Origin of the sequence: Paraburkholderia sp. ZP32-5 (assembly GCF_021390495.1) — a bacterium.
Taxonomy (GTDB): domain Bacteria; phylum Pseudomonadota; class Gammaproteobacteria; order Burkholderiales; family Burkholderiaceae; genus Paraburkholderia.
Genome location: NZ_JAJEJP010000001.1, coordinates 218,518 through 231,612, shown reverse-complemented (window position 1 = coordinate 231,612; position 13,095 = coordinate 218,518). Strand labels below are relative to the sequence as shown.

General features: G+C 64.3%; 10 protein-coding genes. 8 read left to right on the top strand and 2 right to left on the bottom strand.

Annotation, left to right across the window (positions count from 1 at the left end; translation table 11 throughout):
* Nucleotides 1-163: 163 nt before the first annotated feature.
* Nucleotides 164-1,270, bottom strand: a complete 1,107-nt coding sequence (locus L0U82_RS00965) for an NAD(P)/FAD-dependent oxidoreductase (protein ID WP_233827875.1) — start codon at nt 1,268-1,270, stop codon at nt 164-166.
* A 504-nt stretch (nt 1,271-1,774) separates the two neighbouring features.
* Nucleotides 1,775-2,752 carry an AAA family ATPase gene (locus tag L0U82_RS00960; RefSeq protein WP_233827874.1) on the bottom strand — a complete coding sequence of 326 codons (978 nt, stop codon included), beginning with the start codon at nt 2,750-2,752 and terminating at the stop codon, nt 1,775-1,777.
* Nucleotides 2,753-3,147: 395 nt separating this feature from the next.
* Between L0U82_RS00960 and L0U82_RS00955 the strand changes: the two genes are divergently transcribed.
* From L0U82_RS00955 to L0U82_RS00920, 8 genes are all read left to right on the top strand, one after another.
* Nucleotides 3,148-3,723: a hypothetical protein gene (locus L0U82_RS00955; RefSeq protein WP_233827873.1), complete on the top strand. Its 576-nt coding sequence runs from the start codon at nt 3,148-3,150 to the stop codon at nt 3,721-3,723.
* Between the two features lie 68 nt (nt 3,724-3,791).
* The gene (locus L0U82_RS00950) at nt 3,792-4,589 is read left to right on the top strand and encodes an endonuclease/exonuclease/phosphatase family protein (RefSeq protein ID WP_233827871.1); all 798 of its coding nucleotides are present in this window, start codon (nt 3,792-3,794) and stop codon (nt 4,587-4,589) included.
* Between the two features lie 447 nt (nt 4,590-5,036).
* A complete protein-coding gene (locus tag L0U82_RS00945; protein ID WP_233827869.1) occupies nt 5,037-5,807 on the top strand; it encodes a ferredoxin--NADP reductase in 771 nt (256 codons plus the stop codon).
* 440 nt (nt 5,808-6,247) lie between these two features.
* Nucleotides 6,248-7,264 (top strand): sensor histidine kinase, encoded by a 1,017-nt coding sequence (locus L0U82_RS00940; protein WP_233827867.1) that lies wholly within the window; start codon nt 6,248-6,250, stop codon nt 7,262-7,264.
* 10 nt (nt 7,265-7,274) lie between these two features.
* The gene (rqpR, locus tag L0U82_RS00935; protein ID WP_233827866.1) at nt 7,275-7,931 is read left to right on the top strand and encodes a response regulator transcription factor RqpR; all 657 of its coding nucleotides are present in this window, start codon (nt 7,275-7,277) and stop codon (nt 7,929-7,931) included.
* A 322-nt stretch (nt 7,932-8,253) separates the two neighbouring features.
* Entirely contained in the window at nt 8,254-9,645 is a 1,392-nt protein-coding gene (locus L0U82_RS00930; RefSeq protein WP_233827865.1) for an amino acid permease, read from the top strand.
* 500 nt (nt 9,646-10,145) lie between these two features.
* Nucleotides 10,146-10,688 (top strand): (2Fe-2S)-binding protein, encoded by a 543-nt coding sequence (locus L0U82_RS00925; RefSeq protein ID WP_233827864.1) that lies wholly within the window; start codon nt 10,146-10,148, stop codon nt 10,686-10,688.
* Nucleotides 10,689-10,698: 10 nt separating this feature from the next.
* On the top strand, nt 10,699-13,080 hold the full coding sequence (locus L0U82_RS00920; protein ID WP_233827863.1) for a xanthine dehydrogenase family protein molybdopterin-binding subunit: 2,382 nt from the start codon (nt 10,699-10,701) through the stop codon (nt 13,078-13,080).
* The last annotated feature ends 15 nt before the right edge of the window (nt 13,081-13,095 follow it).

Below are 13,095 nucleotides of genomic sequence, written 5' to 3'. Positions count from 1 at the left end.
CCCAAGCATAGCAATGAAGCCGCCGCGCGTGAGCATCCAATGATGGAGATAAGCGGATCGGTACGAGCGCGGACGCATCGCACGCAACGCGAATTTGCCGCGCGCCAGCCGCGAGTCCGCCCGGCGTCCGGCGCCCGCCGCGCGTAGTGGCCCCCTGCGGCAGTTAGCCGCGGCCGGCCAGCTCGCACACGCGCTGCGCGATCGCGAGCGACGCCGTCAGCCCCGGCGACTCGATACCGAACAGATTGACGAGCCCGCGCACGCCATGCGCGGCCGGTCCCTGGATCACGAAGTCCGCGGCGGGCTCGCCGGGGCCGGACAGCTTCGGACGAATGCCCGCGTAGGCCGGCTGCAGCGCGTGATCGGGCAGCGCCGGCCAGTACGCGCGAATCGCCGCGTAAAACGAGTCCGCGCGACGCGGATCGACGTCGTAACTGATCGCGTCGACCCATTCGACATCGGGACCGAAACGCGCCTGGCCGCCGAGATCGATCGTCAGATGCACGCCGAGTCCCGCCTCGTTCGGCATCGGATAGATCAGCCGGCTGAACGGCGCGCGCCCGGAGATGCTGAAGTAGTTGCCGCGCGCGAAATAAAGCGGCGGCACATGACGCGCATCGAGCCCGCGAATCTTGCGCGCGAGCGCATTCGCGTGCAGCCCCGCGCTGTTGATCACGCATGCGGCGCTGATCGTGGTCGGCGCATCGCCACCGACTGACACGATAAAGCGGCCGTTGTGCGCTTCGACCGCCTCGACCGGCGCATGAAACGCGCAGACTGCGCCGTCGCGCTCGGCATCGCCCTGCAGCGCGAGCATGTACTGATGACTATCGACGATGCCCGTCTGCGGCGAGAACACCGCCTCCACGCATTCGAGCGCGGGTTCGAGCGCCTGCGCCTGATCGCCGCTGACACGCATCAGGTCGAGCACACCGTTGTCGCGGCCCTTGGCCATGATGGCTTCGAGCTGAGGAATCTGGTTGCGCGAAGTCGCGACGAGCAGCTTGCCGCAGCGCGAATGCGGCACGTTGCGCTCGACGCAATAGTCGTACAGCATCTCGCGGCCGCGCACGCACAGCGTGGCCTTCAGCGAACCGCGCGGATAGTAGATGCCCGCGTGAATCACTTCGCTGTTGCGCGAGCTGGTGCCCGCGCCGATCGCCTCGGCGCCCTCCAGCACGATCACCTCGCGCCCGCGCGCCGCCAGTGCGCGCGCCGTCGCAAGGCCGATCACGCCGGCGCCGATCACTACACATTCGATCTGATCCATATCCGTTGACGCGGCCCACTACGCCGCGCGCTGCCTCGTTCAGCCAATGGAAAGAAGGACAGAATGCCGCGCCTCGCTGCCACGGTCCGCTCGTTATCGAACGCCTCTGTCCGGTTTTTGCGCTGGTTTTTACCTGCTCGATCATTCTTGACCACCGCCACGCAACCTCGTCGCACGCGATATAGACAGCGATGCCCGCGGGTGGCGGGCATCGCTGCCGCGAGCGCGTGCGACGCGCGGCGGCCAACTGCTTCGGTTTTTGAGTCTTTCAGACTAAGTAGTGTATGCCGCCGGAAGCGATGGCGCGGGTTTCTCGCGATGTTCTTCATCGTGCGTGCTTGACCGCGCGGACGGCAAAACCAGCCAATGCGAGGCATTCGGCCCGGCATCTCAAAAATAGCAACAATTGCCGGGGCATTCACTGCGTCGACGTAAAAATTCCAGCCCTCAGCCAGAAGAAATCGCCGAAAGAGCCCTTTTCTGGCCAAAAAGGGGCCAAAAAGCTCAAAAACCGATCGGTTTTCGACGGTTGCCGTAATCGAGCCGGATATCGGCCGGTTCGATCCGATCACGTCCAGCGATTCGCGCGGCGCCGAAGCCGTTCAGGATCGCGCGACGCATTTCGCGCGGCGACGCGCGCTTCAGCGAATCGAGCGTCGCCTCGCCGAGAGACTGCGGAAACCGCAGACCCCAGTTGTGCGCCGAGCGGATCTCGTCGTAGATCGCCTGCGCAATGCGCCGCGCGCCGTCGTGATCGGGTGGCTCGATCTCGTACACGTTCATCCGGTTCAGGATCGGCTCGGGAATCGCGCGTTCGTCGTTGGCCGTCGCGATCCAGATCACGTTGCCGGCGTTGATCGGAATCTCGGCGAATTCGTCGATGAAGCTTTGCGCGGTGTCGTGTTCGAGCAGCGCGTACAGCGCGCCGAGCGGATCGTATTGCGAATCGCCGGTGGCCTTGTCGATTTCGTCGACGGCGATCACCGGGTTCGCGTAGCTGCCGTTCACCAGCGCATCGAACACCTTGCCCGGCTTCGCGTTCTTCCATTGCGACGACGCGCCCGACAGAATCCAGCCCGCCGTCAGCGAACTCATCGCGACATATTGATAGGCGGTGCCGAGCAGCCGCGCGAGCTGCTTCGCGAAATGCGTCTTGCCGATGCCCGGATCGCCGAGCAGCAGGATCGGCATCAGTTCGAGCCGATCCTCCGTTTCGAGGCACAGCGCGACCTGCTTGCGGACGTCGTCGAGCGGGGCGGCGAAATTGGGCAGCGCGTCGATCAGATCGTCGATCGACGGCATCCGGTTCGGCTTCACGCAAAAGCGCAGATTGCCGGTTTTCAGCATCTTTTCGTAGGTCGCGCGCAGCGCCTCGCTCGAGCCGTCGCCGAGACCGTTCAGCGCGGTTTCGACCTGATCGAGGTCGTACACCCGGCTGAACGACGCCAGCGCGATTTCCTGTTTGACCATTGCTGTTGTCATCGCATACCCCGTCTGACTGGTCCTGCCAATGCGGCGCCTTGTGGGCGTCGTTTTCAGGTCCAGTGTAGCGAGGGCATAAATGCATGCAAGCCAGCAGTCGTGCGGCTCTGCTGCTAACAGCGCGCGCGGGCGCGTCGTTTGCGGGGGCGCTCGTTGTGTTACTCATTGCATCACTCGTTGCGTCGTTTATCGCGTGGTTTGTCGCGGCGTTGGACGCTTGCTTTCAGCGATTGCCGTCCTTATCTGGAATGGATTGTTGCTGAACCGGTCCCCACCCGACATGTCAGAAAACGTTCTGGCCATCGGGGGTAAGATGGCTTTCTGATCACGCGGAGACCTGCCTGGAAATGCCCTCGCCACCAAGCGGGCCGGGGCTGGGAGTGGAGATTCCTTCTATGTGGAAAACCAGTATCGCGGCCATGCTGCTCGGCGCTTCGTTGCTCGCTCACGCGCAACAACGGCCGGCGCAGCAGGTCGTGCAATGGCAGTTGCAGGTGATCCAGGACGGCCAGCAGATCGACACGTTCGATGGCACGACCACGGTCGGCCAGGCGCGCACCGATACGCATCATCGGGTCGTCCAGCACAACGTCGGCTGCAAGGATCAGCCGGCCGGCAGCATCGACCTGTCGCGCACGCTGACCGTCTCGCCGCTGCGGGTGGATCCGGAAGGCGTGATGATGTCGATCGACACGCAGGAAACACTCGAAGACGACAGCTCGGCGCGCACCGATATCGGCTGCAAGCTGCCGCCGCAGCCGCGCCAGCTGAGCGCGAATCATCCGGGCCTCGTCGTGCCGCCGGGCCAATGGGCTAGCTGGACGATCGTCGCCAGCAATCCGAATCTGGTTTATCGGGTACGCGCGAGCGTTGTGGACAACGGTGCGAACGGGGCAAGCAGTACGGGCGGCGATGCGGCCGGCAACGCCAACGGCAACACCAGCACCAACGCGCCCAGCAGCGCGAACTGAACATGAACAGCGGACTTGAGCAGCGCGCGCTACCGACGCGCTCAAACAGAACACGTGGATAACACGGCATGCGAAACCCAGAAGAATTGATCCGCGAGAACCTCGCGCCGAACGATTTCGTCGCGGTGAGCTGGAACCTGCACAAGGGCCGCACGCCGCTTGGCTTTCAGGCCTGGCAGGCAATGCAGAGCTGGGTGCAGTCGACCCACGCCGATGCGTACTTCCTGCAGGAAGCGATGGCGCGGCGCCTGCCGTCGCCGGTGCTGGCAAGCAGCTTCGGCGCGCCGATGGGCGATCCGCAGACCGACGTCTGGCACTGTCAGGCGACCGAAATCGCGCGCGCGCTCGAACTCGAAGTCGCGCTCGGCCCGAACGTATTCAAGCCGTCGTGGCGGCACGGTAATGCGATCCTGTCGCCGCATCCGCTCGATCTCGGCGGCCGCTGGGACATCTCCGCGCATCGCTTCGAAAAACGCGGTCTGCTGGTCGCGCGCGCGACCTTCGGCGGGCGCCTCGTCACGCTGCTGTGCGCGCATCTCGCGCTCACGCGCCCGGCACGGATGCGCCAGATGGAATGGATCGCGCACTGGATCGCGAAGGAAGCACCCGCCGGCCCGCTCGTGCTGGCCGGCGATTTCAACGACTGGCGCAACGACTCGGTGCCGCTCTTTCGCGAGCATGGCCTGCAGGAGGTCGCGACGCTGCTGGGCGAGCCCGCGCGCACGTTCCCGGCGTTCTCTCCGGCGCTGTCGCTCGACAAGATGTTCGTGCGCGGCATGCAGCCAGTCGAATGGATCCAACCGGCCCAGGAGACGGCATGGCTGTCGGACCACCTGCCTTATATGGCGCGATTGCGGCTCGATTAGCCTGAGCCGGCGACATTCACGTGACCGCGCGCCGTGCCCGGCCGGCGCCGCTTTGCCAGTTTCCTCAGCAGGGTCAATGCTGCAGCGCATGCTGCGTTTCGGTATCATCCTGAAATTGTTGTGCGCGCGGCGCGGTGGTTTCGCCCCTGCCGCACAGCCAATGGCAGCCGCCCTGCGCGGCATTCGCCGAATCGCCTTACCCCGCTGAAGCACGGCCGCTCTCACGCCAACGTACTTTGCGGCGCCAGCAATCCAGGCGCCGCCGCTTGCTGGTCCGGCAATCCGTTTCACCACGCTCGAGCGCCGCGCCGCGGCTCCGCATCGCGGGCACGGTAAAATAGCGGATTGCGCGTGACTTCCGACCACGAATCAGCGCAGCATCGCCCCTTGCCGTGCCGGCCGGCTCAGACGACTGGCCGCCTTTGTTTTCGCACTATCCAAGAAGCCATGAGCAACCTCAATTCACAAACCGTCCTGAGCGTCCATCACTGGACCGATACGCTTTTCAGCTTCACCTGCACGCGCGATCCGTCGTTCCGTTTCGAAAACGGCCAGTTCACGATGGTGGGCCTCCCGGTCGACGGCAAGCCGCTGCTGCGCGCCTACAGCCTCGCCAGTGCGAACTACGAAGAACATCTCGAATTTTTGAGCATCAAGGTGCAGGACGGCCCGCTCACGTCGCGTCTGCAGCATCTGAAGGTCGGCGACGAAGTGCTGATCGGCAAGAAGCCGGTCGGTACGCTGGTGGCCGATAACCTGCTGCCGGGCAAGACGCTGTGGCTGCTGTCCACCGGCACGGGCCTCGCGCCGTTCATGTCGATCATCAAGGATCCGGACGTGTACGACCGCTACGAGCGCGTGATCCTCACGCACACCTGCCGTTTCGTCGACGAACTCGCGTACAAGGAATACATCACCGACCACCTGCCGGCGCACGAGCATCTCGGCGAGCTGGTGCAGGAAAAGCTGCTGTACTACCCGACCGTCACGCGCGAAGCGTTCGAGAACCGCGGTCGCATCACCGAACTGATCGAAACCGAAAAGCTGTTTGCCGACCTCGGCGTGCCGGGCTTCTCGCTCGAAAACGACCGTGTGATGCTGTGCGGCAGCCCGCACATGCTGCGCGACACGCGCAAGCTGCTCGACGACATGGGTTTCAAGGAAGGCAGCAATAACGAGCCGGGCCACTACGTGGTCGAAAAGGCCTTCGTCGGCTGAGTCAGTACCCTGTTTCGCGGCCCCGGCGCCGCGCATCCGCAAAAAGGAGCCCTCGGGCTCCTTTTTTTTGCCGGTTACAAATCGCTGCCGTCGATCTGACATTTTGCGTCAGTATTATTCCGACACGCAAAAATGCAAAAAACATCAAGCGCCGTCTCAAATACCAGGCGCTAACCCTTGGTGCAACTGCATTTTTCATTTTTTTGAGATATCATCGCGCCGCAGGAGAAGTCGCCTTGGCAAGCCAGAAAAAGTCCGTTCGACTTGTTACCGAATGTAAATTTCGTTACGTTCGACATAGGGATTCGGACAGTTGTCCGTGGGTGACAACCGCCTTCGGAGGTCCGGAGTTCGCAGGCCCCAGTTCGCGTAGTCCTTTTTTTGCGCCGTCTATGCGCATCCGCTTCGCCGTCCGCACCGCTTCCTGAAGAGGGAAATTCATGGATACGTCGATTGCCGTCCCGTTCAACGCTCCGCTGGCGCCGTCAGCGGAGTGTGATGGCTTCGACGCGCAGTCGCTCGCCACCGTGCGCGAGCTGGCGCAGCTGCGGGCGCGAGTGCGCGAACTATCCACCGAACTCGTGCAGGCGCAGGAAAGCATCCGCCGTCATGTCGCGCGCGAGCTGCACGATGGCGTCGGCGCTGAGCTGACCGCGACGCGCTTCGCGCTCGCCAATATCGAAACCTGGTTGCCCGCCGATGCCCCACCGCAATGCGTGCGTGCGCTCGCGGTCGTCAGCCGTTCGCTCGACGCCGTGTGCGCGGCGAACCGCGACGCTGTCGAGCAACTGCACGCGCCATCGTTTGACATGGGGCTCGCCGACGCGATCAGACGCTGGACCAATGCATTCGCGACGCGCACCGGCTTGCGCGCCACCTTCATCAGCACCGACGACGCGCGGCTCGCGCGCCTGCCGGCCGACGCGGCGCTCGCCGTGTTCCGCGTCGCGCAGGAAGCACTGAACAACGTCGCGAAGCATGCTCGCGCGGCATCCGCCGACGTGCGCATCGAAGCTGACGCGAGCCATCTGACGCTGCTCGTCAGCGACGATGGCGTCGGCCTGCCGCGCGGCGGGTCGAAAAACCGCCGCGGCCGCAGTAATCGAAGCGACAAATCCGGCCAGACGAGCCAAACCGGCCAAGCCGGCCATTTCGGCCTCGCCGGCATGCAGGCGCGCTGCGCGGCCTTCGACGGCACGCTGTGCGTAGGCGCCGCGCGTAGCAAAAACGCTGGTAGCAATCTCCCGTCGGCTACGAGTCACGGCGGCAGTCGCGACCGCGTCCACGACGCTGCACGCGCCGCCGGCACCACGACCGCCGACACCGCCACAAGCCATGCATCGAACCCACAACCCCACCGCGGCACCCTCGTCCAGGCCCGCTTCGCGTGGGACGCGCTGCTCGCGCCCATCGTCACGTCGCGCGCCGCCCGGCGCATGCAAATCGTGAACTCGTGAACGCCCGACCATGAGCCTGCGCATCCTGATCACCGAAGACCACGCCGTCGTCCGCGAAGGCGTGCGTCAGTTGCTACTCGATCGCGGCATCGCGCGCGATGTCGCCGAGGCCCAGAACGGCTCCGAAGCGCTCGATGCCGTCGTCCAGCAGAGCTTCGACGTCGTGCTGCTCGACATCTCGCTGCCCGACATGAACGGCGTCGAAGTGCTCAAGCGCCTGAAGCGCAAGGCACCGCGCGTGGCCGTGCTGATGTTCTCGATGTACCTCGAGGATCAGTACGCGGTGCGCGCGCTGAAGGCCGGCGCGTCCGGCTATCTGTCGAAATCGGTCGACGCCGCGCAGATGATCGCCGCGATCCAGCAGGTCGCCGCGGGCCGCAAATACGTGAGCCCGGCGATGGCCGAAGCGCTCGCCGACTATGTGTCGTTCGACGGCGAGCAGTTGCCGCACGAAAAGCTGTCCGACCGCGAATATCAGACCTTGTGCATGCTCGCGTCCGGCAAACGGCTCACCGATATTGCGGCGACGCTGTCGCTGTCGGTGAAAACGGTCAGCGTGTACCGCACCCGGCTGCTCGAAAAAATGAAGCTGCGCAACAACGCGGAGCTGACGTTCTACGTGATGAGCAATCGGCTGGTCGATCTGAATCCCGCGATGGCGGGTTGAGCCGCGGCCGAACATCGCCGGCGCCAAGCTGAGCCGTGGCGCCATTAGTCATTGCGCCCTCATCAGTCACCGCGCTGCCGTCACATTCGTTGACGGAGAGATTCCCTCCCCATTCCTTGCGTATCCAGTAAAGACCTTACTGGCATCCTGTTTGCGGCGGCACGGACCACCCTAAATGTCCGTTCGAACAGGCGTTTCCGCCCTGCTGACCAGACCACGGAAACACCGCCACCTGTAAGGCGAACAGCGCGCTTCCGCTAAAATCGCGGGTTTTCCCCGACATCGGCGCGCAACACGCGTGCACTACTGGAGACCCACGCCAATGTCCCTGTTTCGCAAAAAGAGCGTCGAGCACATGCTCGCGGCGAGCGCTCAGAACGCCGGCCTGAAAAAGGCGCTCGGCGCGCTCGACCTCACTTTCCTCGGTGTCGGCGCCATCATCGGCACCGGCATTTTCGTGCTGACCGGCACCGGCGCCGTGCAAGCCGGCCCCGCGCTGATGGTGTCGTTCGTGATCGCGGCGATCGCCTGCGGCTTCGCCGCGCTCGCCTACGCCGAATTCGCGTCGACGATTCCGGTCGCCGGTTCGATCTACACGTACTCGTACGCGACGCTCGGCGAACTCGCCGCGTGGATCATCGGCTGGGACCTGATGCTCGAATACGGGCTCGCGACCTCGGCGGTATCGGTCGGCTGGTCGGGTTATCTGCAGTCACTGCTCGCGGGCTTCGGCGTGTCGCTGCCGGTCGCGCTGAGCGCCGCGCCGGGCGCGATTCCCGGCGTGCACACGCTGTTCAACCTGCCGGCGTTCCTCGTGATGATGGCGATCACGACGCTGCTGTCGCTCGGCGTGCGCGAATCCGCGCGGATCAACAACATCATGGTCGCGATCAAGGTGACCGTCGTGCTGCTGGTGATCGCGGTGGGCGTGTTCCACGTGACGCCGGCCAACTGGCATCCGTTCATGCCGAACGGCTGGAACGGCGTATTCGGCGCGGCCGCGGTGATGTTCTTCGCGTTTATCGGCTTCGATTCGGTGTCGTCCGCCGCCGAGGAAGTGAAGAATCCGAAGCGCGATCTGCCGATCGGCATCATCGCGTCGCTCGGCGTATGCGCGGTGCTGTACGTCGCGGTCGCGGCGGTCGTGACCGGCATCGTGCCGTCGGCGAAGTTCATGGGCATCTCGCATCCGGTGTCGTACGCGCTGCAGCAGGCGGGGCAGAACTGGGTCGCGGGCTTCATCGATCTCGGCGCGGTGCTCGGCATGCTGACCGTGATTCTCGTGATGGCGTATGGCCAGACCCGCGTGATCTTCGCGATGTCGCGCGACGGCCTGTTGCCCGCGAAGCTGTCGAAGGTGCATCCGCGTTACGCGACGCCATTCTTCACGACGTGGCTCGTCGGCATTTTCTTCGGTCTGATCGGCGCGCTGGTGCCGCTCAACGTGCTGGCGGAGTTGATCAACATCGGCACGCTCGCGGCGTTCTCGATGGTATCGATCGCGGTGCTGGTGCTGCGCAAGACGCATCCGGAACTGCCGCGCGCATTCCGCTGCCCCGGTGTGCCGGTCGTGCCGGTGCTCGCGGTCGCATCGTGCCTGTTTCTGATGCTCAATCTGCAGGGCATCACATGGGCAGCATTTGGGATCTGGCTGGTAATCGGCATGGTGATCTACTTCGGCTACTCACGCCGTCATTCGAAACTGGCGAAGTAATGTCCGTTTTCGCCGGGCTGTGCCGTTGAGCCACATAAACCACATAAGCCACATAAACCAGTTGCTCGCGAAATCAGCACGGCTTTAGCACTGATCGATCGATGCGCCCCGTCATGCATCTGCTTATGCACTTGCTGATGCACTTAAATACGGGGCGCAAGTTTTTGCAGCATCCCGCTTCACACGCGTAACGCCCTTCTTCCCGCGCACTCGCGTTCCAAACACACTTCCCCTCATAGCGCGCTCGCGCGATTTGTGCTTTACTTTTCGGCAGCCCCATAAAAACCCGTAGCACCCTCGTCGGACCTCGCGAATAGCAGTCGGTACGCAGTCGAAGGAAAGCAGCGGCAATAAAAAATCACAGGTCCGGTCTCACCCACAGCAACCATCTTGCATGGGATCGCGGCAAGCGCTGAAGCGCCTAATCCGGTCGACACGGCAAAGCGTGCGGCTGGAGCCAGTGCCGAAGCACTCGCTCCGATCGACAAGGAGACAGCTTCATGGCAATCAGCATCAGTCTGACGGTCAACGGTGCGCCGGTTAGCGCCACGGTCGACCCCGGCACCCTGCTTGTCCAGTTCCTGCGCGATCAACTCCGTCTGACCGGCACGCATGTCGGTTGCGATACGGCTCAATGCGGCGCCTGCACCGTGCATCTGAACGGCCGCGCAATCAAGTCCTGCAATATGCTCGCAGCGCAAGCCGATGGCGCGCAGGTCACGACCATCGAAGGGCTCGCGCAAAACGGCACGCTGCATCCGATGCAGGCCGCGTTCAAGCACTGCCACGGTTTGCAATGCGGCTTCTGCACGCCCGGCATGGTGATGAGTGCGATATCGCTCGCCGAGCGTCAACCCGATCTGACCGGCGACGACGTGCGCGCGCAGCTCGACGGCAATCTGTGCCGCTGTACCGGCTATCACAACATCGTCAAGGCCGTGCTCGAAGGCGCCGAAGGCATGAAGTCCGGCGCGCATGGAAGCACAAGCGCGGGCACGAGCGCCAATGCAAACGCAGGCGCGGCCACCGCGCCCGCCGCCTGAGGAGCCGACGATGAACGCACCCGATACCCCGAGCCTGATCGGCGCCGCCGTCGAACGCAAGGAAGACTATCGCTTCCTCACTGGCAAAGGCCAGTACACCGACGACATCGTGTTGCCGCAGCAAACGTACGCGGTGTTCCTGCGCTCGCCGCATGCACACGCGAAAATCAACCGCATCGACACGAGCGCGGCCAAGCAGTCGCCCGGTGTCGTCGCGATCTTCACCGGCGCGGATCTCGCCGCGGAGAACGTCGGCGGCCTGCCGTGCGGCTGGCTGATCCACAGCACCGACGGCAAGCCGATGAACGAACCGCCGCATCCGGTGATCGCGCATACGAAGGCACGGCACGTCGGCGATCAGGTTGCACTGGTGATCGCCGATTCGATCAAGGCCGCGAAGGACGCGGCCGAGCTGATCGAAGTCGATTACGACGTGCTGCCGGCCGTGGTCGACACCGCGCACGCGTCCGACGCGGGACAAGCCGCGGTACACGACGAAGTGCCCGATAACATCTGCTACAACTGGGGCCACGGCGACAAGGCCGCGACCGACGCGGCCTTCGCAAAAGCCGCGCACGTGACCACGCTCGACATCGTCAACAACCGGCTCGTGCCGAACGCGATCGAACCGCGGGCGGTCAACGCGAACTATTCGGCGCAGGACGACAGCTACGCGCTGTACGTCGCGAATCAGAACCCGCACGTCGAGCGGCTGCTGATGGCGGCGTTCGTGCTGTCGCTGCCGGAATCGAAGCTGCGCGTGATTGCGCCGGATGTCGGCGGCGGCTTCGGCTCGAAGATCTTCCTGTACGCGGAAGACGTCGCGCTTACGTGGGCCTCGAAGAAGATCGGTCGGCCGGTCAAATGGACCGCGGAGCGTTCGGAAGCATTCGTGTCCGACGCGCACGGCCGCGACCACGTGACCAAAGCCGAACTCGCGATGGACGAGAACGGCAAGTTCCTCGCGATGCGCGTGCACACGATCGCGAACATGGGCGCGTATCTGTCGACGTTCGCCTCCAGCGTGCCGACCATCCTGTACGCGACGCTGCTCGCCGGCCAGTACGCGACGCCCGCGATCTACGCGGAAGTGAAGGCGGTGTTCACCAACACGGTTCCCGTCGATGCATATCGCGGCGCGGGCCGCCCGGAAGCGACCTTCGTCGTCGAGCGTCTGGTCGAAGCCGCGGCGCGCGACATGAAGCTCGATCCCGCGGAAATCCGCCGCCGCAATTTCATTACGCAGTTCCCGTACGCGACGCCGGTCGGCCTCACCTACGACACCGGCGACTACAACGCGATCCTCACGCGCGCGCTCGAACTCGCGGACGTGAAGGGCTTCGCCGCGCGCCGCGAGGCATCCGAAAAGGACGGCAAGCGGCGCGGCCTCGGCTACTCGTGCTACATCGAAGCGTGCGGTCTCGCGCCGTCGAACATCGCCGGCGCGCTCGGCGCACGCGCGGGGCTCTTTGAAGTCGGCCAGATTCGCGTGCATCCGACCGGCTCCGTCACCGTGTTCACCGGTTCACACAGTCACGGCCAGGGGCATGAAACGACCTTCGCGCAGGTGGTCGCGGAGCGGCTCGGCATCCCGCTCGAAAGCGTCGAGATCGTGCATGGCGATACCGGCCGCATCGCGTTCGGCATGGGCACCTACGGCTCGCGCTCGATCGCGGTGGGCGGTTCGGCGATCTCGAAGGCGCTCGACAAGATCGAGGCAAAGGCGAAGAAGATCGCCGCGCATCTGCTCGAAGCATCGGCCGAAGACATCGAGTTCAAGAACGGCGTGTTCCGTGTCGCGGGCACCGACCGCACCAAGGCGTTCGCGGAAATTTCGCTGGCGGCCTACGTGCCGCACAACTATCCGCTCGACGTGCTCGAACCGGGTCTCGAAGAAAGCGCGTTCTACGATCCGACCAACTTCACCTATCCGTCGGGCGCGTATATTTGCGAGATCGAAATCGATCCGGACACCGGCGTGAGCCGCATCCAGCAGTTCACCGCGGTCGACGATTTCGGCAACGTGATCAATCCGATGATCGTCGAAGGCCAGGTGCATGGCGGGCTCGCACAGGGCATCGGCCAGGCGATGCTCGAGCGCTGCGTGTACGACAACGACAGCGGCCAGTTGCTGTCGGGCTCGTATATGGATTACGCGATGCCGCACGCGTCCGATCTGCCCGACTTCACCGTCGAGACCGCGAAGGGCACGCCGTGCACGCACAATCCGCTCGGCGTCAAAGGTTGCGGCGAGGCGGGCGCGATCGGCTCACCGCCGGCGGTGATCAACGCGATCATCGACGCGCTCGCGCCATTAGGCGTGACCGATATGCAGATGCCGGCCACACCGCATCGCGTGTGGTCCGCGATTCACGCGGCCAAGCAACCCTGACCCATCGATCCTCAG

Coding starts and splice junctions, on each gene's coding strand:
- rqpR (WP_233827866.1), top strand. CDS start 7,275: ATGAGCCTGCGCATCCTGATCACCGAAGACCACGCCGTCGTCCGCGAA.
- L0U82_RS00920 (WP_233827863.1), top strand. CDS start 10,699: ATGAACGCACCCGATACCCCGAGCCTGATCGGCGCCGCCGTCGAACGC.
- L0U82_RS00960 (WP_233827874.1), bottom strand. CDS start 2,752: ATGACAACAGCAATGGTCAAACAGGAAATCGCGCTGGCGTCGTTCAGC.
- L0U82_RS00955 (WP_233827873.1), top strand. CDS start 3,148: ATGTGGAAAACCAGTATCGCGGCCATGCTGCTCGGCGCTTCGTTGCTC.
- L0U82_RS00950 (WP_233827871.1), top strand. CDS start 3,792: ATGCGAAACCCAGAAGAATTGATCCGCGAGAACCTCGCGCCGAACGAT.
- L0U82_RS00940 (WP_233827867.1), top strand. CDS start 6,248: ATGGATACGTCGATTGCCGTCCCGTTCAACGCTCCGCTGGCGCCGTCA.
- L0U82_RS00965 (WP_233827875.1), bottom strand. CDS start 1,270: ATGGATCAGATCGAATGTGTAGTGATCGGCGCCGGCGTGATCGGCCTT.
- L0U82_RS00925 (WP_233827864.1), top strand. CDS start 10,146: ATGGCAATCAGCATCAGTCTGACGGTCAACGGTGCGCCGGTTAGCGCC.
- L0U82_RS00945 (WP_233827869.1), top strand. CDS start 5,037: ATGAGCAACCTCAATTCACAAACCGTCCTGAGCGTCCATCACTGGACC.
- L0U82_RS00930 (WP_233827865.1), top strand. CDS start 8,254: ATGTCCCTGTTTCGCAAAAAGAGCGTCGAGCACATGCTCGCGGCGAGC.